This window comes from Lapidilactobacillus gannanensis (assembly GCF_003946675.1).
GTDB lineage: Bacteria > Bacillota > Bacilli > Lactobacillales > Lactobacillaceae > Lapidilactobacillus > Lapidilactobacillus gannanensis.
Genome location: NZ_RHOT01000022.1, coordinates 1 through 24,461 on the forward strand (window position 1 = coordinate 1; position 24,461 = coordinate 24,461).

The 24,461-nt window shown below is 39.3% G+C and carries 23 protein-coding genes; 7 read left to right on the plus strand and 16 right to left on the minus strand.

Annotated features, from left to right (window positions below):
• Positions 1 to 567 precede the first annotated feature (567 nt).
• The 3 genes from brnQ to EKM81_RS06950 form a co-directional block, all read right to left on the minus strand.
• A complete protein-coding gene (brnQ, locus tag EKM81_RS06940) occupies positions 568 to 1,908 on the minus strand; it encodes a branched-chain amino acid transport system II carrier protein (protein WP_125650193.1) in 1,341 nt (446 codons plus the stop codon).
• Positions 1,909 to 1,990: 82 nt separating this feature from the next.
• Positions 1,991 to 2,617, minus strand: coding sequence for an LVIS_2131 family protein (locus EKM81_RS06945; protein WP_125650195.1), 627 nt, complete (start codon positions 2,615 to 2,617; stop codon positions 1,991 to 1,993).
• Positions 2,618 to 2,764: 147 nt separating this feature from the next.
• A complete protein-coding gene (locus EKM81_RS06950; protein ID WP_125650197.1) occupies positions 2,765 to 3,664 on the minus strand; it encodes a LysR family transcriptional regulator in 900 nt (299 codons plus the stop codon).
• Positions 3,665 to 3,780: 116 nt separating this feature from the next.
• Between EKM81_RS06950 and EKM81_RS06955 the strand changes: the two genes are divergently transcribed.
• Positions 3,781 to 4,977 (plus strand): aminotransferase-like domain-containing protein, encoded by a 1,197-nt coding sequence (locus tag EKM81_RS06955; RefSeq protein ID WP_164509248.1) that lies wholly within the window; start codon positions 3,781 to 3,783, stop codon positions 4,975 to 4,977.
• A 332-nt stretch (positions 4,978 to 5,309) separates the two neighbouring features.
• Here the strand turns inward: EKM81_RS06955 and EKM81_RS11360 are convergent, their stop codons facing one another.
• Positions 5,310 to 5,624 carry a T9SS type A sorting domain-containing protein gene (locus EKM81_RS11360; protein WP_318531230.1) on the minus strand — a complete coding sequence of 105 codons (315 nt, stop codon included), beginning with the start codon at positions 5,622 to 5,624 and terminating at the stop codon, positions 5,310 to 5,312.
• Between the two features lie 332 nt (positions 5,625 to 5,956).
• On the opposite strand from EKM81_RS11360, the gene EKM81_RS06965 reads away from it, so the two are divergent.
• The 6 genes from EKM81_RS06965 (at position 5,957) to EKM81_RS06990 (ending at position 11,918) form a co-directional block, all read left to right on the plus strand.
• Positions 5,957 to 6,589: a helix-turn-helix domain-containing protein gene (locus EKM81_RS06965; protein WP_164509249.1), complete on the plus strand. Its 633-nt coding sequence runs from the start codon at positions 5,957 to 5,959 to the stop codon at positions 6,587 to 6,589.
• 533 nt (positions 6,590 to 7,122) lie between these two features.
• Complete coding sequence (gene nrdH, locus EKM81_RS06970; protein ID WP_125650205.1) at positions 7,123 to 7,356, plus strand: glutaredoxin-like protein NrdH; 234 nt, start codon at positions 7,123 to 7,125, stop codon at positions 7,354 to 7,356.
• A gap of 3 nt (positions 7,357 to 7,359) precedes the next feature.
• A complete protein-coding gene (locus EKM81_RS06975; RefSeq protein WP_125650207.1) occupies positions 7,360 to 7,743 on the plus strand; it encodes a ribonucleotide reductase stimulatory protein in 384 nt (127 codons plus the stop codon).
• Positions 7,718 to 9,883 (plus strand): class 1b ribonucleoside-diphosphate reductase subunit alpha, encoded by a 2,166-nt coding sequence (gene nrdE, locus EKM81_RS06980; RefSeq protein ID WP_125650209.1) that lies wholly within the window; start codon positions 7,718 to 7,720, stop codon positions 9,881 to 9,883. The genes EKM81_RS06975 and nrdE overlap by 26 nt, the downstream gene beginning before the upstream one ends.
• Before the next feature lie 172 nt (positions 9,884 to 10,055).
• Entirely contained in the window at positions 10,056 to 11,024 is a 969-nt protein-coding gene (gene nrdF / locus EKM81_RS06985; protein WP_125650211.1) for a class 1b ribonucleoside-diphosphate reductase subunit beta, read from the plus strand.
• A gap of 405 nt (positions 11,025 to 11,429) precedes the next feature.
• On the plus strand, positions 11,430 to 11,918 hold the full coding sequence (locus EKM81_RS06990; protein ID WP_125650213.1) for a DUF2798 domain-containing protein: 489 nt from the start codon (positions 11,430 to 11,432) through the stop codon (positions 11,916 to 11,918).
• Positions 11,919 to 12,073: 155 nt separating this feature from the next.
• Here the strand turns inward: EKM81_RS06990 and EKM81_RS06995 are convergent, their stop codons facing one another.
• The 12 genes from EKM81_RS06995 to rhuM form a co-directional block, all read right to left on the minus strand.
• Complete coding sequence (locus EKM81_RS06995) at positions 12,074 to 12,871, minus strand: putative ABC transporter permease (protein ID WP_125650215.1); 798 nt, start codon at positions 12,869 to 12,871, stop codon at positions 12,074 to 12,076.
• Between the two features lie 3 nt (positions 12,872 to 12,874).
• Positions 12,875 to 13,582 (minus strand): hypothetical protein, encoded by a 708-nt coding sequence (locus EKM81_RS07000; RefSeq protein WP_125650217.1) that lies wholly within the window; start codon positions 13,580 to 13,582, stop codon positions 12,875 to 12,877.
• A 954-nt stretch (positions 13,583 to 14,536) separates the two neighbouring features.
• Positions 14,537 to 15,832, minus strand: a complete 1,296-nt coding sequence (locus EKM81_RS07005; protein ID WP_125650219.1) for an ABC transporter substrate-binding protein — start codon at positions 15,830 to 15,832, stop codon at positions 14,537 to 14,539.
• Positions 15,833 to 15,968: 136 nt separating this feature from the next.
• The gene (locus EKM81_RS07010; protein ID WP_125650221.1) at positions 15,969 to 16,454 is read right to left on the minus strand and encodes an NAD(+) diphosphatase; all 486 of its coding nucleotides are present in this window, start codon (positions 16,452 to 16,454) and stop codon (positions 15,969 to 15,971) included.
• A 753-nt stretch (positions 16,455 to 17,207) separates the two neighbouring features.
• Entirely contained in the window at positions 17,208 to 17,357 is a 150-nt protein-coding gene (locus EKM81_RS11590) for a putative holin-like toxin (RefSeq protein ID WP_404802859.1), read from the minus strand.
• A gap of 376 nt (positions 17,358 to 17,733) precedes the next feature.
• Complete coding sequence (locus tag EKM81_RS11595; RefSeq protein WP_404802860.1) at positions 17,734 to 17,883, minus strand: putative holin-like toxin; 150 nt, start codon at positions 17,881 to 17,883, stop codon at positions 17,734 to 17,736.
• A gap of 189 nt (positions 17,884 to 18,072) precedes the next feature.
• The gene (locus tag EKM81_RS07025; RefSeq protein WP_225420212.1) at positions 18,073 to 18,945 is read right to left on the minus strand and encodes an apurinic/apyrimidinic endonuclease family protein; all 873 of its coding nucleotides are present in this window, start codon (positions 18,943 to 18,945) and stop codon (positions 18,073 to 18,075) included.
• Positions 18,946 to 19,060: 115 nt separating this feature from the next.
• Positions 19,061 to 19,993, minus strand: a complete 933-nt coding sequence (locus EKM81_RS07030) for a site-specific integrase (RefSeq protein WP_125650227.1) — start codon at positions 19,991 to 19,993, stop codon at positions 19,061 to 19,063.
• Positions 19,990 to 20,556, minus strand: coding sequence for a restriction endonuclease subunit S (locus EKM81_RS07035; RefSeq protein WP_125650229.1), 567 nt, complete (start codon positions 20,554 to 20,556; stop codon positions 19,990 to 19,992). Before EKM81_RS07035 ends, EKM81_RS07030 begins: the two co-directional genes overlap by 4 nt.
• Positions 20,557 to 20,594: 38 nt before the next feature.
• Positions 20,595 to 22,184, minus strand: coding sequence for a type I restriction-modification system subunit M (locus tag EKM81_RS07040; protein ID WP_125650231.1), 1,590 nt, complete (start codon positions 22,182 to 22,184; stop codon positions 20,595 to 20,597).
• A gap of 23 nt (positions 22,185 to 22,207) precedes the next feature.
• Positions 22,208 to 23,449: a restriction endonuclease subunit S gene (locus EKM81_RS07045; protein WP_125650233.1), complete on the minus strand. Its 1,242-nt coding sequence runs from the start codon at positions 23,447 to 23,449 to the stop codon at positions 22,208 to 22,210.
• On the minus strand, positions 23,439 to 24,449 hold the full coding sequence (gene rhuM / locus EKM81_RS07050; RefSeq protein WP_125650253.1) for a RhuM family protein: 1,011 nt from the start codon (positions 24,447 to 24,449) through the stop codon (positions 23,439 to 23,441). The genes EKM81_RS07045 and rhuM overlap by 11 nt, the downstream gene beginning before the upstream one ends.
• Positions 24,450 to 24,461: the final 12 nt, after the last annotated feature.

The window sequence follows — 24,461 nt, forward strand, 5'->3', positions numbered from 1 at the left end:
TGGTAACTATAAGAATAGGTCTTCATGGCCTTTTTGGTCTAGTCATTTAGGTGTTGCACTTCAATTTTAAATCCGGCAATAATTATTTCTTGATAAAATATTAAAATGCATCATAACTATTATTACACCGTCATCTTAACATATTACTATTAATAAATATAGGTAATATTGTCTTAAGATTGTCCGATTAATCTGTGGTCACTAGTCAAATGCAACGGCATAGCCTATCAGTTACAAATAACAGTTACTAATCTGAGTATTACGATTGAGAAAAATAATTTCAATAAACTAAAAAAAGCCTGTTTGACAAGTTTTCTGGGTATGAAAACCAGAAATTGTCAGGCAGGCTTTGCGAGGTGCATATTTCTACTGCAATTAAATTCGATTTAATTCGTCCTACGATAATTATCCTAACCACTAAAAAGTGTATTGAAGTAAGTCGACGCCAGATAAAGCGATAAAATCTTGCTAGCAGTCGCCAAATTATTCGGGCCTTTTTAGCAATTTCAAATTCAGTTAGGTTAACAATTTAATGGTGAACTTATTTCATTTACAAATTCCTAGTCACTACAATTCTTTGTCCCAGAAATTATCTAATAGCAAACCGACCATCAAGCCTAAGATTGCCGGGAACAGCCAACCTAGCCCATAATCAGCAAACGGCAGTAACATATTCCAATTCGTAAAACCATGAAGCCAACTGACCTGAGAAAAAACACTTGCTGGCAAATTAGACAAGCCATTCAAGATTGCCGGAATCAGCACAAACAACATTGCTAACCGATAGGACCAATAATGCGGTGGTTGCGTCAAGGTCGAAATCAAACTACTTAATACTAGGGTAATTGCTAAAGGATAAATCAACATTAAAACTGGATTAGAGTACGCAATTAACTGATTCAAGCCTAGATTGGCGAGTAGCAAGGCGCCACCAGTCGCAATCAGAATGAACCGTTGATAGGACCACTGAGGATATAAATCAGTGAACGTCTCACCAAAAGCCGAAATCAAACCAACCGCCGTTTTTAAACAAGCGACAATCACAATGGCGGCGAGAATAACTTGCCCCCACTGACCAAAGTAATAATGGGCCGTCAGCGCTAAAGTTAAAGCGCCATTTGCTTGAATATCAAATTTAGCAACACTGCTCGCGCCTAAATAAGTTAGCGCGCCATAAAGTACAGCCATTAAGCCAGTGCTAATCACGCCAGCTTTGATAGTGGTTAAAGCCAGATACTTGGGCTTGGTCACTCCGCGAGCCTTTAACGACGTGATGATGACGATACCAAAGGCTAGTGCGGCTAGTAAATCCATTGTGTTGTAGCCAACGCTGAAGCCAGAACTAATTGGCCGCTGAGCGAATTGTGGCTGTGGTTGATGACTCGTACCTCCCATTGGATTAATGAAGGCCGCTCCAAGTAACAAGGCCAATAGTACTAAAAATAATGGATTAAGAATTTTACCGATATAATCTAGTAATTTACCAGGCCGTCGTGCCAACCAATAGGCACTTCCCAGAAATAGTAGCGAAAAGAGTAAGAGCCACCAAGGCGACGTGGTCAATGTGCCAAAACTAATAACGAATGCCGTATCGGCCAGACGTGGCAATACAAACAAAGGACCAATCACTAAATACAAAGCAATCGTAAATATCCTGCCGAAATGCTGACCAACTTTTGTCGCTAATGATAAAACACCGTTGCTCTGGGTCAACGCTATCGCGCAAACGCCTAACAACGGTAACCCAACTGCACTTAATAGCATCCCAAACAGTGCTGGCCAGAAATTAGCACCAGCACTTTGGCCTAAAGCCACGGGAAAGATTAAATTACCAGACCCAAAAAACAAGCCAAATAGCAATGAACCCGTAAAAAATAAGTCACGAGTCCCAAACTGCTTTTTTCCCAATCAAATTACCCCAAAACTTTCTAAAAACTAACTTTCCACATTCAAGTAACCAGCAATAACTGCCCTTAATGTTAACAACTAGTTACTCATCTTGACTAACAAATGTACTAGAAGGTACGCGGATCATCGTGTAGTCCAAGGCATTATGGCCAACGCGCATCCCTAAACCATTCCAAAATCCCGGCTTGTAAGTGGCAACAACTCTTGCCGCAAAAGCCTGACTGTACTCTTCATCAGCTGATTTAATCATTTTACTTGGCCAGCGATAAACTTTACCACCAATGGAAATCGGTGTTTTACCAGTGGCGATACTAGCATGAATACTCTTAACTTGATTCTGATGACCTTCAGTCCAGTAAGTATAAGTTTGAATAGCCGCCCGGCCTTCACCTTGCTGCACCTTGACCATATAACCAGTATCACCTTGCGTCTGCAACACTAGCGGCTCAGTCGTATACTTCACCTTAACTAGTCGCTCTTCAGTTACATTGGCTTGATTAAAGAAGGTCTGGTAACCCATAAAGGTAAAGCCAGCAAGAAAAATGATAATCAAAACCAAATCAGTGGCCAAAACCGGCCAACTGAAAGTTTTCTTCGACATAATAATCATGCGAATATGACGATGGCGAATGTTCTGAATAATAAAAATCAAAAAAACTAAAACAAGCAACCATGCGATAATGCCAATCCAATTCCATGCTGATCCCATTGAAATACCTCCCAAAAAGCCTTTATTAAATTATACCGTATTCAGAAAAAAGTTGCGAGGGACAGCGTATTTTTGGCGTAGGGTAACTTTGAATTATTGATTGAGCGGCCCCGCCGATCGAGCAATAATTTAAATTAGCCATTCTTGCTAACGTTTACCCATATAACGATCACCATAAACTTCTGCTAGGTGCTGATGAATCGTATTAATAAATAGCTGCGTTGACGGCGTTTCTGCCTGAGCGCGATTAGTTACTAAACAAATCGTTCGATGATAAGTTTCTGAAAACGGATAAATATGCACCCGCCCTGATAGCTTCTGCAAAGCAAGTTCTGGTAAAATTCCCCAGCCTAAATCACTTTCAACCATCGACAAAATCGACTGATCATCAATCGAATAAGAAATTGTATTAGGAGTGACATTATAGCGATCCAGAACGGCTTTAGTATCACCATCATAATCGACCTGTTGTAAAATAAATCGTCGCCGGCCAATATCGCTTAAAGTGACACTCTTCTTATTTTCGGGCACAAAACTTGTCGGCGTGACACAGTAAATCGGATCTTGAATCAACGGTTCAATTAATAAATTATCTTCAACTGGTAAAGTAGAAAAGCCAATATCCACACGGCCCTGCTGAACCATTTCCTCAATTTGTTCAAAAGTACCCTGAACAATACTAATTTCAATCTTCGGAAATTGGCGGCGAAACTTCTGAATGATTGCTGGTAACCAATTGATACAAACACTACTAAAAGCCCCAATGCGAATAGAACCAGCATTTAATCCTTGAATATTGGCGGCCACTTGCTGCAAACGTCCTTCCATATTCAGAATCGATTGCACCAAAGGATATATTGCTTCACCATCTGTTGTTAATTCAACGCCAGTCCGCCGACGAACAAATAATGGAAAACCCAACTCGTTTTCAAATTGACTAATTGAGTGGCTAATTGCACTAGGTGTGACATGTAGCGCCTCAGCTGCGGCTCGAAATGTTTTGGTACTAACAACCGTTGCAAAAACTTGATATTGAAAAAGTGCCATCAGGCTCATCCCTCTTAAGTGAATTTATTTCACCTTTATTTTAGAACCTTGAATTTTACTATTGTTCCGAAATAGTTTAACATACAACTGAAGTAAAAATAAGGGGGATGCTTACCATGATGACCAAAGAATTTGCAACGCGCATTCAAGCAACCAGTCAGACTGGAATTGAGGATCTAATCCCCGATCCAGATGATGTCACTATTTCTTTCGCTGGTGGCTTACCAGATGAACACTTATTTCCACAAGCTGAACTGGCAACTAGTTTTCAGCGCGTATTGTTAAAAGGAACTGATAATCCTTTGCAATACCACAATGCTAAGGGCTATTTACCACTACGAACTTATTTACAGCAAATGATGGCGGCCGAGGGGACCACTGTCACTTTGGAACAAATCTTACTCACTCAAGGTGCGCAGCAGGGACTGGACTTAGTGGCCAAATTACTACTGAATAAACATGATAAAGTCGCGATTGAAGCCCCAACTTATATTGGCGGCTTAGCAGCATTCTCGGCTTATGAACCTGATTATCTAGAAATTCCGATGCAGGCCGACGGTTTAGATGTCGACCTCCTTGAACAATTACTGACTACCAATACCATCAAATTTCTTTATACTGTCCCTAATTTCCAGAATCCAACTGGATTTGTTATGTCCCTAGCCAAACGAAAAAAACTAATTGCTTTAGCTAAAAAATATCATTTTATCATTCTTGAAGATGACCCTTATCGTCACTTACGTTTTGCTGGCGAAGATTTGCCAGCGTTACAGGCATTAGACAATAGTGGTCATGTCATCAGTTTAGGCAGTTTTTCTAAAATTCTGGCACCGGGATTACGTCTAGGTTGGCTGGTAGCAACGCCAGACTTACTAACTGAAATTCGTCTCCTGAAAGATGGCAGCGATCTGGAAACACCGGCAATTATTCAGCAAGCTGTCACTGATTATCTCGTGCATAACGACTTTCAAGCTCATTGGCAAAAGCTGCAACAGGACTATCGCGAACATCGTGATTGGATGAGCGCCGCCTTAACTAAGTATCTACCAAGTGGCTACCAATTTTCTCATCCGGAAGGCGGATTTTTCCTGTGGTTAATGGGCCCAAACAATGTTAACCTTGAACACTTGCTCCGTGAAAAAATTGCACCTGAAAATCACGTCCTCTTCGTACCATCAACAAATTTGTATGCCCGGAAAAACGTCTGCAATTGCGCTCGCTTAAGTTACGCCGGCGCAACTCATGAACAAATAGACCGTGGTATTCAGCTAATCTGTGCTGCTTTAACGCCAGAATTAGAATTCAGCAAGTAACTAATTACTCAGCTTAAATTTTCAAAAGGCATCGGCACCGCTTAACGCCAAAATCCCGAGCAATTCTCACGAATTGCTCGGGATTTTATGTTAAATGCGCACCGGCTGACTGCCCTTTGTCACGCACTCTCTGTGTTAATTTTGCTAATTAGTGCAAGATATTACTTAATAACGTTAAAACATCTACACTTGAGGTAACAAACCTTAATCTTTAATAATTATTTGAATAGAACAATTAAAAAATTACGGTCATCACCAGTTAGTTGTTAGCTACATCTTGCTGACAATGAGAACTAAAACTTAAAATTCATAATTTAATATAATGAGCAGTCTTAATCTATGCTGATTAGATAAGTACCATTTTTGCTTGACGCCTTAGCTCTTAATGTATATGTGCCACTATTCCAAGGAATTGAGTCCAGCCGGGCCGATTTTCCTTTAGCAATAGTCTTCACGCTACCAACCTGCTGACCACGAGCATTCATCACCATAACTTTAATCGAACCTTTATTACCCGAGCTATTTGTTACTACAGGACGATCATTAAAAAAATTATTTGAACTAGTAACATTAGAATAGGCTGAAGTTGTCAGATAGGCATTTCCGGACCATTTAACTCGCGGACTAATCTGATTATCCTGTTTAATATTGTCTTGTTCAGACGTCGACGCTGAAACAGTACCCGTTCAAATAGTTCCTATCAATAGCGCTCCCGTTAACAAACTTGTTGCAATTATCTTTTTATTCATAAAAACAACCTCCATTATTTTTCTTTAATACAATTGAAACCTTAACTTATTTTGTAAATAATAAAAACACACCTTTTTGTAAAACAGCGTCACATCAACATGCCACATTTACTGTCATTCAATTTTTCGTAAAAATCTACTATTACTGACACATCTCAGTCATAATGTCAGTATGGTTAACTTGCTCATATTTACGTTCACATTTAATAATAATATTTGAGGTGAGACTATTGACAATCATTGGTCAACGAATAAAACAAGCACGTAACGATAAAAATTTAACGCAACAAGAACTTGCTGAAAGAATTAATATTTCTCGTTCTGCTGTTTCAAATTGGGAAAGCGGCCGCAATTATCCCGATTTGGATTCGATCGTCCTGTTAAGCGATTCGCTCAATCTCTCCCTCGATCAATTATTAAGGGAGGATGCAACTATGGTTAAAAAAGTGAGTCTGGAACAACGAAAAGGGAAAAAGAGAAAAATATATTTACGGATTTTATTACCACTATTTATAATTTTATTGATCTTCACAGGATATACGCTATACCAAGAAAATGCTCAAATACATGATATTATCTCTCCAAACAGCACTTATCAGCTTCAACTTTCTGTAAGAAATAAACCAGTCCGAATCACTACTTTTAGACTTGATAACTTTCTTTACAGGAAGGAAATTATTAACGATGTTGCGAGTGAACACACAATCGAGGTTCGTATCATTGATAATGACAATCATCAATTACTCGATAAAATCACATTAAAGCCAGGAGAATCTAAGAAACTTTCCAGCCTAAAATATCGAAAAGATTATCAATTATACGTCGTTGGTACCCCTGGACAATACTTCCTTAACATAGTTTAACTAAGGATTGAAAATACAAAAGTCACATTTTTTATTAAGGTCTTTTAAACACTAAATATTAAGTTCTACACATAAAAGCGCTGCTGAGTAATCTCGTGAGATTATTTGACAGTGCTTTTACATATTTCTCAAATATTGTTTCATTTAGCAATATACCTGAAGAGATGTATTATTCCCATTCATAAAACTACCCTTCACACTATAATTATCGGCTATAAACCAGCTTAATCCGAGATTAATTCACTTTTTTCGCATAAAACTAGCCACTAATTGGCCTTAAAAAAAGACTAAATTTTTTCAAAATCGCGAGCTACCAACTAGTAACCGTTTTTCTGATTATTCATCTATTTAAAAATCAAGCGCATAAAAGACGCGAACAAACGTTTTACTCAATAAATAGTATTCATTTTCCAGTTCAGACACTATATATTGTGTTAAAAAGCAAAAGCGCCTATAATCATAATCAATCTTAAGTGGTTTTTCCTAATCGAAACATCCCAGCTTCAAGAATAATTTGCAGGAGGATTTTATTTATGAACAAAATTGTTGTCTACACTCGAAATGGTTGCATGCAATGCCGAATGACAAAACGCTATCTCGCTGAGCATCACGTTGAGTTCAAGGAAATTAATATCAGTGAAAGCCCCGCTTCCGCCGATTATTTACGTGAAAAAGGATTCAGTAGTGTCCCACTAGTTTTCAGCGAACAATCTGCCCAACCAATTGCTGGTTTTCGTCCGGCTGAATTAGCAAAGTTAGTTGGTTAGCCAATGAAACTCGCTTATTTTTCAATTACCGGCCAAACTCGGCGTTTTATCGAAAAAACTGGCTTAGCAGCCTATGAAATCACCGATGCTGATCCTTATCACGAAATGGGTGAACCCTTTATTCTGGTGATTCCCACCTATGATGACGAAATGCTGGAACCGGTGGTCGAATTCCTTGGTTATCATGGTAATCATCAACAGCTGGTCGGAATTGCTGGTGGGGGTAACCGCAATTTCAACGAACTTTATATTCATAATGCCAAAGACATTGCTCAGGGCTTAAATGTACCTATTGTCTTTGACTTTGAATTCAATGGTACACCAGCCGATGTGCGTAAATTTAAAAAGGTGGTGCAACAACTTGAGTCTCAAAACACTCGATCTTAACCAAATTTCTTATTTTAAACTCAATAACGAATTAAATCGACCTGTTGACGGTCAGATTCCTTTAAATAAAGATCAAGAAGCCTTGGCCGCTTTCTTGGCAGAAAATGTCGCCCCAAACACCAAATCTTTTCCTTCAATTACTGCTAAAATTAATTGGTTAATGGCCAATGACTATTTAGAAACAGCTTTTATTAAGCAATACCCAGCAGCTTTTATTGAAAAGTTAGCAGCTTGGTTAGACACGCAGAATTTCCACTTCAAGTCCTTTATGGCGGCCTACAAATTTTATAATCAATACGCTTTAAAAACCAACGACGGCACCACTTATTTAGAAAATTTCAACGATCGGGTGCTATTTAATGCGCTTTACTTTGCAGATGGTAACCAGCAATTGGCTGAACAATTGGCTGACGAAATGATCCACCAACGCTACCAGCCAGCTACTCCTAGTTTCCTTAATGCTGGTCGCAAACGGCGTGGTGAATTCGTTTCTTGCTTCTTGATTCAAATCACCGATGATATGAACAGCATTGGTCGTGGCATTAACAGTGCCTTACAATTATCACGAATTGGTGGTGGCGTCGGCATTACACTGTCGAACTTACGTGAAGCAGGTGCGCCAATTAAAGGAATCAGTGGTGCTTCAAGTGGTGTTTTACCCGTCATGAAACTGTTAGAAGATAGCTTCAGCTACAGTAACCAGCTCGGCCAGCGGCAAGGTGCTGGCGCCGTTTATTTAAATGTCTTTCATCCCGATATCATTTCTTTTTTGTCCGCTAAAAAAGAAAATGCCGACGAAAAAATTCGCGTTAAGACACTATCGCTCGGTGTCATCGTGCCTGATAAATACTACGAATTAGTTCGCGAAAATAAAAAAATGGCCTTATTCAGTCCCTATGACGTGGAACGAGTCTATGGTCAGCCTTTCTCTTACCTTGATATCACTAAAGAATATGACCATTTGTTAGCTAATCCTGAGATTCGCAAGTATTACATTGAGGCGCGAGAATTAGAAAATGAAATTAGTAAACTCCAGCAAGAGTCGGGCTATCCCTATATTCTTAATATTGATAGCGCTAATCGCAGCAACCCGATCCCTGGCAAAATCATTATGAGTAATCTTTGCTCGGAAATTTTGCAAGTCCAAACACCCGCTGAATTAGATGATGGTCAAAATTATCTTAAAATGGGGCGCGACGTTAGCTGTAATCTGGGTTCAACTAATATTTTAAACTTAATGAAAAGCCCTGATTTTGGTCAATCCATCAGTACAATGGTCCGGGCACTAACCTTCATTTCTGACCAATCAGATATTGTGGCCGTGCCAACAGTCGCTTACGGCAATAAAAAGAGCCATGCCATTGGTTTAGGTGCTATGGGCTTGCATACTTACCTCGCTAACAATGAAATTGAATATGGCTCACCTGAGGCATTAGAATTCACCAGCACTTATTTCATGTTGCTAAATTATTGGACCTTAGTCGCTAGTAATCAAATTGCTCGTGAACGTCAGGAAAGTTTTGCTGGTTTTGCTGATTCAGATTATGCGACGGGCAAATATTTCCAGCGTTACCAAGAAACCAGTTATCAACCGAAACTCAAGATCGTCCAAAACTTATTTAAAGATATTTTTATTCCCGGCCCAACTGATTGGGCTGAATTAAGTCGCGCAGTTCAAAAAGACGGTCTTTATAACCAGAATCGGCTAGCAGTTGCACCAACAGGGTCAATTTCTTATATCAACGACACTAGTGCCAGCATCCATCCAATTACTCGCCTAATTGAGGAACGGACTGAAAAAAAGAACGGTAAATTATATTTTCCAGCGCCATTGCTAAGCAACCGGACCCTGCCCTATTACAAGTCCGCTTACGATACCGATATGCGCAAGGTGATTGATACTTATGCTGCTGCCCAAGTGCACGTTGACCAAGGCATGAGCCTGACGCTTTTCCTGCGTGCTACCTTACCAGCGGGTCTTTATGAATGGAAAAAGGAACCCGAACAAACGACCCGTGATTTGAGTATTCTGCGTAACTATGCTTATTACCAAGGTATCAAGTCAATTTATTACGTGCGAACTTTTACAGATAACTCGCAAGAAATTGGCAGTAATGACTGTGAAAGTTGCACGATTTAAGGCTTTAAATGGAATTGATTTTGACACTATGCCGTCTTGATCTGAGTTGACACACTGAACATGCATTTCCTATTAAGACAGGATAGCAAGCTATTCCCGACGAGCCATTTTTTAGAGCATGTTTGAAATTCAGATCAATATTTTAACCAGCGAATTTATAAAGGAGTTAATCATGGTCAAAACTTATTACAAAGCCATTAATTGGAACAGCATTGAAGATGCCATTGATAAGGCAACTTGGGAGAAGTTAACCGAGCAATTCTGGCTTGACACTAGAATTCCTTTATCAAATGATTTAGATGACTGGCGCGGTTTATCTCCTGAAGAAAAAAATGTGGTTAATCACGTTTTCGGTGGTCTAACCTTATTAGATACCTTGCAGTCGCAAGATGGTATTGATCAGCTACGTCGCGATATTCGTACACCGCAGGAACTAGCCGTTTTCAATAACATTCAATTCATGGAATCTGTTCACGCAAAAAGCTATTCTTCTATTTTCAGTACTTTATGCAGTAGTGAAGAAATTACTGAAATATTCGATTGGACCGACCATAACGAATATTTGCAATTTAAGGCTGAAAAAATCAATACGATTTATCAAACTGGCACACCTTTAGAAAAGAAAATCGCCAGTGTCTTTTTGGAGTCATTCTTATTTTACTCTGGCTTCTACACCCCACTTTATTATTTAGGCAACAACAAGTTAGCCAACGTGGCTGAAATTATTAAATTGATCATTCGTGATGAATCGGTTCACGGCACCTATATTGGCTATAAATTCCAACTAGGTTTCAAGGAGCTTGCTGAAGCCGAACAAATTAAGCTGAAAGATTGGATGTACGACTTGTTGTATAATCTTTATGATAACGAGGAGCGTTACACTGAAGAACTCTATCATTCAGTTGGCTGGACTGATGAGGTCAAAGTATTCCTGCGTTATAACGCCAATAAAGCGCTGATGAATCTCGGTCAGGACCCACTCTTTCCAGATGGTGCTGATGACGTTAATCCCATCGTCATGAACGGCCTGTCCACCGGCACTGCTAATCACGACTTCTTCTCGCAAGTTGGTAATGGTTATCTGCTTGGGCACGTCGCCGCTATGAAAGATGATGATTATGATATTGGTCGTAAGAAATAGTGCCCAGACCTGCTAAATTAAAAGTGATGACCGCTGAGCTATCCAAGCAACCAATAGTATTAAAGCTAACGGAATTGAATACCTTATTTAAAAACAGCTGCCAATAACTTACAAAACCTGCATAACATTTCCTGAAAATCCAGAAAATGTCATGTAGGTTTTTTTAATGCACTATTCAGTGATCCCGACAAACAGCCCGCAATGGCGTCAGAATCAGTGCCGTTTCAACGCATTCCTAGACTTTAAGAATTTCTATTTTGGTCTCTTAATTAATTCGAATAAATTCACCTTTCAGAAAAGCAATCTCTTTTTTTTATAAATGTCATCAATTTGTAACTTACGAAGAGTGGCTTTTAAGTGCTATACTAACCAATCGAGTCACTAAGGAAGAGGAGTTTTTATAAGATGCCTAGAAATGTAAAAGAAGAAGTTGTTTTCACAGCAATTATGGCTGGCCTGATGGTCTTGGTCATGACTGCGTATAATATTATTCGCGCCAATGGATTTTTCGGTGGTTTACCAATGGCCATTATTAGTGGCTATCCTTTAGGATTAGCCGTTGCTATTTTGCTAGACTTATTTGTCGTTGGTCCGGTCGCCAAAAAAGTAGCCTTTAAATATTTCATTACTGATGAAATTAAGAAAAATAAACCAATGTTGATTGGCATTATTATTTCAATTTGCATGGTTTTGGGCATGGTCACTTTCATGTCACTCTTTGGTCTGATTGTCGAAGGCAAATTATTCGGCGCGGGCAATGCATTCGCGACTTATGGCAACACTTGGATTTTTAATTTAATCATGGCTTTGCCGTTACAATTATTGATTGTCGGACCGATTGCTCGGCTAGTTCTTGGTAAGATGCAAGCAGCTACTGCAGAAGCAGAAGATTAACACCCTGATTATTGCTTAAATGGTCGTGACAAAATAATGCTTATCTGCTAGCTGTCGAAAATAAGAACCACGTTGACTTTGAAAATTGTCAACGTGGTTTTTTAATGATTACTTTATTTAGCTTAACTTAATTTTGAGCTAGCCTTATCAAGCGACTATTTCCGCTTATCTTGCTTGCTCTTCTTACGCAATGCCACCACTAACTCACGAATATCGTCAAGATGTGTACTGACCTTATCGTTATCTGTTCGTAAATTAGGAAAACTACGTAACAAATGCCGTTGTCCAAAATTCAGGTTAGACAAGCGCGCCTGATTCTGAGGATGTCGGGTCAAAAAGTCGTCCCAGTTTTCTTGAACATCAGTCCGTAAATTGGTAACGTCAGCATTGAGTTGCGTCCGGCGTTCTTCAACCGCCAATTCCAATTTCTCCAATTTTTGCCGGAAAGATTGTAAGTTGGCCAAAGTAAAGCCAAAATCAAAGGAACCTACGGCGATTAGCCCAACTGGTAGCAACAAGCCAAAGTGGCGTAACCAATTAACTAATTGTGCGACTTCTGGCTGAACATACCGAATAATTAACACGCAACAAATGCCCCAGAAAATTGACACTGGTAGCGCCACGCGGCCTTGAATATTTAAAGGTACTTTTTCATAATTCCACCATTTGGTGTGAAATAGCTTCTCCAAGAGAAAACCAGTTAAATATTCCAATAATGAAACTAAAATCGTGGCAAAAATAAACAGTAAGCCCAACTGATGTTGCCACGGTTCCAATAAGTAGATGACGCCCAGCACCCCAAAACCATAAATTGGTGTAATCGGACCAATTAGAAAACCAGTGTCGACAAACTTGTGCTGCTTAACTGCCGCCAAACTAGTTTCCCACAGCCAGCCGATCATCGCATAAATAAAGAATTCTAGGACTACTGTCGTAAAAGTATTAACTGTCATGATTTAATCCTTAGTTGTCTTGGCCTTGCTGACAGTTTTCTTAGTCGTGGCCTTTTTGGTAGTGGCTTTTTGGGTAGCCGACTTCTTCGTGGCGGCTTTTTTAGTAGTCGTCTTTTTAGTAGTGGTTTTCTTAGTGGTAACCTTTTTTGTTGAGGCTTTTCTCGTTGTGGCCTTTTTCGCAGTCCGTCGTGTAGTTTTCCGCTTAGTCGTTGTTTTTTTCGTAGCTGTTTTGGCAGCGGGTTTGGTAGGCTCAATTGGTGGGTTCTCGAAATGATCAACAATTGTCTGCCAATTAAGCGTCATAATTGCCACTAACTCTTTATGAAATTCAGTCAGATCAGCTTCACTGCTACCTAATAAATCAATATGCAAATGGGACACGTTTAAGTAAGTCGACCGCGTTACTAAATAAACATTCAGTGGGACCACATCATTGTCATCGCTGAAAAATTGATTGACCTTTTTGGCATCGGCCATCGGTAAATTGACCGGGCTAAGTTCAATCGTAAATTGAACAGCTGGTTCACTGCTAACTTGATAACTACTGTAACCTAAACGGCCTTCATTAATTAAATCTTGGCTAGCGGTTAATAATTCCGTCGCAATTTTTGGTAAATCAGTTTCGGTAATTTTAGCTTGTGCTGGCAATTCGCGCACAATTGGTGGGTTTTCTTTTAAAGCTGCTTGATATTGGGCAACTGCAATTTTCATCTATCTACACCTCATTGCAAATTTATCATGGCTCTAGCATACCATATTCGCCATAATCGTGGCGGGAGAAACTGTGCTTAGTTGATCTATCAGAGAATTTTTTTGAAGCAGCATTGGTTCTGACGCCATTTCGGGCTGCGGGTTGTGGAACAAAGCGGCCGTCGATTTAATCCAATTAAAAAACCACGCCCACAAACCTGATGAATCTTTTGAAACAGAATTGGTTCTGACTGCATTGCGGGCTGCTTGTCGTGGAACGTGGCGGCCGTCGATTTGAGCTTTTTCTGCGAAAAATCTCAAATTCGAGGCTTATTGTAAGTGCTAAAGCACTAACAATAATTTCGCAGCTGACGACAAGATCCCTCCATTCCGTCTGGAGTTGAGTTAGTGATTTTCACGGTTGTTAGTGGTTAAGGCAATGCTGGTAAAATTGATCAATTTAGTTCGCTCAGCGGTAATAGTTAAATGGCAAGACAAAAATAGCCTGTATGATATCTTTCGATTTTATCTCGAAAGATTGTCACACAGGCTTTGTTGGTTACTGCAAGCTAGTTTTCTAATTATGCTACTTTGCTGCTCTCATTTAGTAGTCGTTAAGCAATTTTACCAGTACTACCTTAAAGATCGATTAAATCTAAAGTGAACCAAACTAACTCAAAACGCAGTGGAGGCCGCCGGGGTGCCAGCCAATGGTTTTAATTTGCGCCCGAGCCTGCGAGTAGCAGTGAAATTATCCTTGGCGCTTTAGCGCTTAGGATAAGGCTTGTATTGAAGATTGTTGCGGAGCAATAAGCTTCAATCAATGCCCACAGCGTTCCGCACCCCGCCGGCCGCAACGGAGTTGTCATCTATTCTTCCCAAAACCAACTTTAGTTTTATCCCGTTGTTTGTGTCCGCAAAATTGCCTAGAAATCGCCTAAATTAGCATCATTTAGCACTTCTTTGACCACAAAATCATTCCGGTTGCTGATGATCATAAATAATCGTCTCCGTTTGCTTTTGCAGTGTCGTTAACGTTGTTTGCAACTGTTCTGGATGCTGCTCAACATTATCAATCGCCATTAACAAATCCTGACGATAATCCTGATAGCCATTGAAGATTTCCGAACTAAATGAGGTCTTGATTGATTTAATTGCCCCATCATATTGCGGCCAAATTTGTAAATATTTCTGATAACTAGCACTATCGATTGCATTCTGGGTAACTGGTACGTACCCAGAAGCTTGCGACCATTTGACCACATTATCTTTTTTCAGCAAGAATTTCATGAAGGCCCAAGCCCCCTGCTTTTGTTTCTTCGAAGCATGGTGGAAAATCACTAAATCACTGCCAGCCAAAGCATTGGTACTACTATTTTCATACTTCGGTAAAACAGCAGTATTCCAGGTCATCTTAGGTGCCTGCTGAAGGATCTCAGGAATGGCTGCACTGGAACTAATCCCAAAAAGGACATTGCCTTGAGTAAACGAATCAGTAAAGTATTTCCCTGGGGCCGCCATCTGAATCAGTCCCTGCTCGCCAGCGCGAATTAACATTGCACTCATTTTTTGAGTGGCCGTGGTATCAATATTAACATGTAACTGATCATCAATTAACTGCTGATTGGCGCCATAAGCCATACTTTCCAATTCCATGTCTGGCGAATGATCCAAAGCTATAGGTGTTAAGCCAGCATCCTTAGCTTTGGCCGCTACCGCTAACAACTCGGACCAAGTTTTCGGTACCTCAAGTTGATAAGCATCTAATAAATCCTGATTGTAATAGAGAACACGTGTAGACATGGCAAAAGGCATCGCGTATTGGCGATTATCATATTTTCCTGTTGCTAAAAAACTAGGATTAATATTAACAACCTGTTTACGTGTGAGCGCACTTTTACCATGATAAATAAACTGATCTAATGGTTCCAGCCAGCCCTGTGCCGCATAATCACCAATGTTGGTATAGGGTGTTTGCCCGAGAACTGGTAATCGATCTGTTTTTCCAGCAGTTTCAATCTTATTGTGTAGCTTCTGATAACTTCCCCAAGACTTTGCTACAATTTGATACTTTTTCTGAGAATGATTAAATTGCTTAATTAACTTTTCCTGCGACTTTGCCCACGAACCGGTCATCCGATGCCAGTAGGTAATTTTAACTGGCGCCGTAGATTCTTTGACTTGCGCCGCCACTACATGGCGACAACCCGTTAGCAAGAACGCCCCCAATATGAGCAAGACAAGCTTGGCACTTTGGATGTGTGTTCGCATAATAACCCCGTTCCATCTGTTGATTCGTATATTCTAAAAACATACAAATCTATTATGCAACATTTGAAAGCGCTTGACAAATTGACGACAATTAATTTGTTGCGTCGATTTTTAAAAAAATAATCTTAAGCACTAATTAAAGCCGGTCTAAATAGGCATCCAGAAACTTTTCAGCTAGTGAACCAGCAGCAATTTGTTGCCGTGCTTCCGCAAAGCTGAACCAATTAACCTGATCCACTTCGTCCTGATTTCGGATAAAGTGCTCGCTAGTTGCCTGACAACTGAAATTCAGCATTAGTGTATTACTTTTTTCGAAAAACTCACTGCGATTAAAACTGACATGCTGCACATTTAGCTGAACTTCTTCATGAACTTCCCGCGCTATTGCCTGCTCAGCCGCCTCACCTCGATTAACATAACCGGCCAACAAAATATTACGCTGACCACCATACTGCTGCAATAATAAAATTTTATCAGCCGTTGGATTGCGGACAATCGCGCTGATGGCCACATTATATTGAGGAAATCGAAATGCCTGGCAGTTAAGACAATAAGGAATTTCACCTTCATGTTCTAGAAATTTTAGTTGTAATTTGGTGCCGCAAACAGTACAGTAAGCCATTGCTTGTCTCCTTAATTGGTATTAACCTGCTAATTCTTCTCACACAAGGCTGATTAAATGCCATCTTCATAATTTCGTCACAGTTCCTTCTGCAAAGAAACATTATTCACCCACGATTTCGTCATAGGCAGTGGTTATAGTATTAAGTATAGAAAGTTACTTAATTGCTTGTTGCAAAACTTTCTACTCCAAAACCCTAAAACCCAAATTGCTAATTTTCTTCATTACTTCTTCATTTTACTCCTCCAAAGTAAATGAAACCCACACCACTTCCCGCCCAGAAGTGGTGTTTTTGTTGTATGTTGTGAAAGGTGACGGTCTTTTGGCGTAGCCTAACCTCAATTATTTGATTGAGCGGTGCAACCGATCGAGCAAATAATTAAGTTAGGCATAGCCATTTGTCACCTTGAACACGTTTATGTTGTGGCGTAGCCTGGTCAACTCTTGAGCATTAACCGAATTAAGGCAACAATTGCTTTAGCAATTTTGACTTAATTTTGCGTTAAGCGGAAAGAGTTAGGCTACGCAACACAGTTATGTTGTGAAAGGTGACAGCTTTTGGCATAGGGTAACTTCAAATATTTTGATACATACTTCAGGATAATTGAACTTAATTGTGAATATGTTATACTTAAAGTACAAAAAGAAGCGGCCACAGCAATGACCGCTTCTCCCACAGAACCGTTTTGATCGGTGACTGTCTTTGGTATTTTGATGAAAAAATAACCGCAAACTGTCAGAAGTTAGCTACGGTTATTTTTTTGATCTAAATTTGATCAATATTACAACTAGCGTTATCAGGTGAATGACGAATTCACCAGCAATAAACATCAGTTGCAAAGCGTCTTTGACAGACATACATGTCCCTTCCGTGCTGTTAGCCAAATGATAAATCATTCGCATCACCACACTTTCTCAAAGACGGCCACCGCTGATATTTGTTGGCGTCGGAAATTTTTGCTGACGCTAACAAACTTAACTTCTCTGTGTACTAATCAGTCCAGCATATTGCTCATTGTTAATCATTATCAAATATCAGCGCGTGCAGAAAATGAAGTAACCGAATAGCATTGCCAAAAATTGTTCTATTTTTAGAAGAAAGTCTTATGTCACAGCCTCAACCAGAATAATTGAACTTAATCGCGCATATGTTATACTTAAAGTACAAAAAGAAGCGGTCACAGTCATGACCGCTTCTCCCACAGAACCGTTTCAAACGGTGACTGCCTTTGGTGTATTTTCGAAAAAATAACCGCGAGCCTTCGGAAGCTATGTGCGGCTATTTTTTTGATCTAAATTTAATCAAAAGTACAATTAATGTGACTAAGTGAAGTACAAATTCACTGGCAGTAAACATTAATTGTAAAGCGTCTTTGACAGACATACATGTCCTTTCCGTGCTGTTAGCAAAATGATGAATCATTCGCATCACCACACTTTCTCAAAGACGGCCACCGCTGATATTATTGGCATCAGCAAACTTACTGATGCCAACAAACTTAACTTCTCTGTGTACTAATTAGTCTAACACATTGCTCATCATTAATCAGTATCAAAAATAGCAGTTTACTTCCACTTTTGTGAAGTAAGCTGCTATTTTGATTGCCAATAAACTGTTTTATTTAATTTCCTCGGCAATTTTTTCTAGATATTGATGACTGGCCAACATTTCTGCACAATTATTTGGATCTGCTAAATCAATCTCGTAGATTCGGGTTGCTTGAGGATTTAATAATGGCAAGACCCCGCGCCAATCAATCCGACCCACACCTAAAGGTAAACTATCATGAAAGAGCCCCATGGAATCAACCAAATGATAATGAGCAATCTGAGGCTGCAAAACTTTTAAACTCTGCTGGAGCAACTCATTATTACCATGCAGGTGAATAAAGGCATGACTAACATCATAAACTAAGCGATAATTAGTCGCCAGAATTTTTTGGTCACTAGCAGGCAGACCATAATGAAAAAGTTCCGAAATAGAATTCTCAAACATGACCTGATCATGCGCGGCAGCATCAATTTTAGCTAACCGTTGCCAAATAACGTCCTCAGCTTCAGCAACGGAATCATATTGCTGCAAAGCCTCAGCCGGTGTCAGGCTGTAAGCACCATGGAACAGCACTTGACAACCTTTTTGCTGGACCAAATCCAAGAGCATCGCTGTAGAACGCTGCAAAAACGCATACAATTGTGGCCGAACTTGTTGATTAGTCGCCATTTCCACATGCTGACCCTGATATTTCATCGGCTGATGCAAGACCACATGTTGCACCCCAGAACTTTTAACAAAATCAATCGCCGTTGCCAGCTTCTGCCACCCGTTCGTTGTAAAATCAGCCGGACTTAGATAGAACTCATAAGTTGCAGGATGATATTGCAACCGATCCTGCAACTGCGCCTGCGAATCATCACCTTTGAGACCTAATGGTAATAACATCGACATCATCCCTTCTGAAAAATCCACTAACCCTGAAACTGGTTGTATCATAGCGCATTTCTTAACCAGATACTAGCAAATAGGCAACATTAGAGTAGTTCTATAAAAATTTTGTCAATATGACAACTATCCCTCATCCGCGTAAGTCATTCTCGAAGAACTTAGTCTAACCCAAACCTGCCAAAGATCGCATGACTAAATCAATGTCCTTATTCTCAAGCTCAGCAATAATATGCAAATATGTTTTCTGAGTAGTCGTCATGCTAGCATGTCCTAGACGTCTCGCAACGCTTGCAATCGAAACCCCAGCAAATAATAAAATTGAAGCATGCGTGTGACGTAATCCATGAATTGATATTACGGGAATACCAACATTCTTACAATGACGTTCAAGACGCTTGTTAGGAGTCGAATTCCACACTTTTCCTTGAACAAAGATTGGTTTGTCCTGCGGTAAATCCTTAAGTAATTCTGTGAACTGGATAACTGTTTGCCAATCAATTTGAATTTTACGATTAGATGTTAAATTTTTTGTTGGTAAGAATCCAGTATCAGTCTTATAATCCCAAGTTTTACTAACGTTCAATTGCTGATGCTGAAAGTCAAAATCATTTGGCGTCAACGCTAAAGCCTCTGAAAAGCGCATGCCAGTTTTCGCAATAATTAATATGAACCAGTCCCAGTTAACTTTATTTTCTAAATTTAAGTTTCCTAATAGTTTGTGTAACTCAAACTGATTTAAAAACTTTGTCTTCTTGATCCGCGGTGTTTTCCCTTTAATAATTGCCTTTCTAGTCGGATCACGTTCCAGCCATCCTTCATCTAAGGCATCCAAAATTGATGCCTTAAGTTGATGATGAAAATCCATCGTCGTTTGTCGTTCATGGTACTGCGCATAATCATTTAGCAACTGCTGATATGCAGTACGATTAAGCTCGCAAATTTTTAGTTTGGGAACCAGTCGTGTGACCCATTGTTGCGTCATTAAATACTTATTCATTGTCACATTACGGATTGCTCCTGCTTTATACATTTGAATCCAACGCGCATAGTAGACCCAAAACAATTCGTCCTTACTGCTTTGCTGACTTACCGTCATTTGTTGTATCCTCCATAATCATCTTCAACTTTCGAGAATGACTTACGCTGATGAAGAGCGATAGTGTCATCTAACTGTTTGAAAAATGCTCCTATTTTTTCTTGCTCGGGATATGTTGGAAATATAATATTCATTTCGGATAATTGATTAAAACTTAGCGTATCTCTGACGCCACCTTCAGACAAGCGTTGACGTTGAGCATCAAATAATGTGGTCTTAAACCAATTCCATAGAAAGCCATCGTTTAATACTTTTTTTGTTGAGAAGGACACGTATAAAGGTGACACAACCGCCGTCTCTTCACCTAAATCTTTATAAGCAATTGATCCTACATTGATACGAGAAGGATTATACGCAAATTGTTGTTCGCGTATAACATAATAATTCGATAGATCAGCACTGGCAACAGAGTAATCTTCAAACTGCTCTGTTTGCTTTGTAAACCCAGTTTTATTAGATACACTTTCCACATTTATAACAGATAAATTTTTATTCTTCTCACTGTTTTTATTTAATAAATCACGTAAATTACGTTCTTCCCAAGCGTATGCAAAAAAACAGATAGGTCAGTCTAAAACTGTGCCTACCTGTTTATTTTTGTCTAAATTTTGACACCTAAAAGGCGCAATTGATCATTAATTTCTTTTTCCAACTTGATAATTTCTTCATCATCTTGCTTGAGCGCACGATTAATCTCGTCAAGATCAATTGGTGCTTCCTCTTCAAAAGTATCAACATACCGAGGAATGTTTAGGTTGAAGTCATTCTCTTTGATTTCATCAAGACTAGCCACATGAGCGTACTTATCAACATCAACCCGATTTTGATAAGTCGCAATAATCTTATTGATATTTGCAGTGGTCAAATTGTTTTGGTTCTTGCTCTTCTCAAATTCTTTACTGGCATCAATGAATAATACGTCTTTATTCTGGCGATTCTTCTTAAACACCAAGATTGCTGTTGGAATACTCGTACCATAGAACAGGTTTGCTGGTAAGCCAATGATGGTATCAAGATAATTCTTTTCAATCAATGTTTGCCGGATTTTTCCTTCGGCAGCACCGCGGAACAAGACACCGTGCGGTAAGACAATTGCCATGGTACCTTCAGCATTTAAATGATACAAACTGTGCAAAACAAATGCATAGTCAGCTTTAGAAGCAGGCGCCAATTTACCATAGTCACTAAAACGTGGGTCCTTTAATTTAGCATCATTATTATCCCACTTAGCTGAATAAGGCGGATTAGCCACGACCGCATCAAAACTCCGGGGATGATCAATTCCGGCCGCATCAGGACCATCTGGCCAATCACTTTCCAAAGTATCAGCATTACTTAGTGACATATTATTATAAACAACATCGTGCATCATGAGGTTCATTCGTGCAAGATTATAGGTCGTCGTATTCAACTCTTGTCCATAATATTTAATGGCGCGATTATTCAACTCAGCACCAACAGTTAATAACAATGAACCACTCCCCATCGTCGGATCATAAACGGTAAAAGTTGTATCATCGGCTTTCACATCATTGGTGACAATTTTAGCCAAAATTTGGCTAACTTGATGAGGCGTGTAAAATTCGCCGCCCTTTTTACCGGCAGAAGCGGCAAATTGACCTATTAAGTACTCGTAGATTTCGCCAAGAACATCCTTACCATCTGCGGATTTATACTCAATCTCATCAACCAGTCGAACAATGTTACTTAAGGATTTAGCCCGCGCCGGTGTTGAAGAACCTAAGCGTGAATCACCCAAATTAATATCACTAAACATCCCTTTAAAATCAGCCACTGCATCAGGATTCAATTCCGCATTTTTATTGAAGTCATCAAAAATATTCTGATAGTCACTAGGAATGACCTGGGAGTTATTGATGCGTTCGTTCAAGGACACCCAGGTATCTTTCGGTTCAATCGCATAACCTAAAGTTGCAGAAATGTCTGCAAGGTAATCTGCTAAGTCATCTCCTTGTGCCTCGGCAGCGTATACTTCATTAATTGTGCTACCCTCAGGAATATCCAATACATCATTAGTTGCTAAATAATGTTCCTGATGCTCGGAAAGATAACGATAAAACATGAACGCTAAAATATAGTTTTTGAACTCACCAGCATCCATGGTTCCCCGTAGCTCATTAGCCATAGCCCAAAGTTTACTAGTTACTGTTTGAAAATCATTACTCGCCATAATAATTTCTCCTCTTCTTAATTTTAAACAAACATCTGTTGTAGTAATGCTTTTTTACGGAGTTTTAGGTGATCTAATTGCCGTTGATGAAGAGTGATGAGATGATCAAGTTGTTTAAAGAACGACCCGATTTTGATTTGCTCATCTTTTTCGACTGGTATCATAATATCCTTTGTCAGCAAATCAGCCTTAGTCATTCCTTTAATTGATGTACCTTGAACATTGTTCAATTCTTTTTGAAGTAGCTTATAAATTGAATACAATCCAAATTGCTCGTCAACATGTAACTCACTCAATGATAGAAAATCTTGTGATGTCGCAAATTCTTGTTTCATAAGGGTTAGCTTACCTACGCCAACTCGAGTAACTATTGCAATTGAATTAGCAGGAATAAGTTTTGCGGCAGAATTTTTGATGGCATCATCTGTAATAAATTTATCCAAATTTACCTTTTGAACATCATCAACTGTGAGATTTGAACTTTGAATCCACGGAATATTTCCGTCCCAGTATTCTGTAACTGCCGTTTTCGGTGTCCCACCACCATAAGTTGTTTTCGAAAAATCAGACAACTTACGCTGTTCCCAAGCGTCGGTATATCCAGGAAACCTTAACTCCGGAACGTCCTCACCATCACGAGGAAACATTTTTTGAAGTAGACCACTTTTTCTTTTCTTTAAATCATCTAACTTACGCTGATGAAGAGCGATAGTGTCATCTAACTTCTCAAACATATCGCCAATCACTTTCTGTTCAGATTCCTCGGGTATCATCACCTTGATATCTTCAACATCGGAACCATTGAAACTTGGTAATGCTCCGACTTGAGCAAATCTAGATAATCTTAACTTTTCGAATAATGTCTTACCGAAATAACGATTCCAAGAAGAGTCAAACAAATAACTCATCATGTTATTATCAATTAAAAAAGAAGTATCGACAATTCGCTTTCTATCAAGGAATATGGCTGCCCCTACTTTTGCAAATACAACACCACTATTTTGGGGGTTAATGGGATTCCACTTATTTTCTCTAAGCTGAGAGTCACTTGCGTAATTGTTGGCACTCATCATAACAACCTCATTACCTGGGTTGTTCATGTCTGATACTTTATAAAATGGAGTCCCTTGCTTACCTCCTTGTTGAGCATCTGGAAATCCAATTCCAGACTTAGTCTTGCCAACTTCACCCAACTTACGTTCTTCCCAAGCGTCGGTATATCCAGGAAATCTTAACTTAGGTATACCAATTTTTTCATTTTCCATAATTGGTCCCCTTTAAATTTTTTAGATTGCTAGACAATGAATTGAAGTAATCTTCATCAACTTTAGTAATCTCATGGTTTTTCTCTTGGTACTTTCCATACTCATCATCAACTTTATTATTGGCTGACTTTCTGCTAATCTTCCCATTCCCTTGCAATATATCAGCACGTTGATAACTCAAGTATCGATTTAGTTCTGCCTTCCAGTCACTCATTGTCATCTCAGTTTGTGTTTCTGCCTGATACTCAGCTGTATCTAAGTAACCTGAAACAATTAAGTTCAAGCGCGTTAATTCTCTTTCATTTAAATAATTCTTTGATATTTTCAAATCTGACTTTCGGGGATAACTACCCTTGTATATTGTCAAACCCAAATTATCTTTAGATGCATCAAGCCGCGTGAATATCAGTTCTGGAGCGGTTTGTCCAGTCACCGCATACAACATTTTATTTTGGACCGTTTGAAAGAATTCATGTGCTATTTCACTTGTACCATCATAATCAACACTCGTCGCAAAGATATCTAAAACCTGTTGATAAAACAGTCGTTCGCTCGAGCGAATATCGCGAATTCTTTTTTGTAATTTCTTAAAATAACTGAGATTGCCGGTTAATTTATCCGTATCCAGTGCAGCACCTTCAATTAGGTACTCTTTAAGAACTGTTGAAGCGTAATTTCTAAACTGGGCGCCGCGAGCCGAACGTACTCGATATCCAATTGCAAGAATCATATCCAAATTATAGAATTTCACTTCTTTAGTTTGCGTTTTTCCTTGAATGGCACCATGTTGAGTGGTTAGCAACTGATAGTTGCTAACCACTTTCTCGTCCAATTCTTTTGAAGTGAAAATCTCTCGAATATGTTTATTTATATTTTGTCTAGTTGTTTGAAACAGGTCAGCCAATTCAAGTTCTGATAACCAGACAGTTCCATTTTTTAAATGAAGTTCAATTTTTGTTTGTCCATCCTCAGTATTATAAAGAATGATATCACTACTCATCATATCTCACCT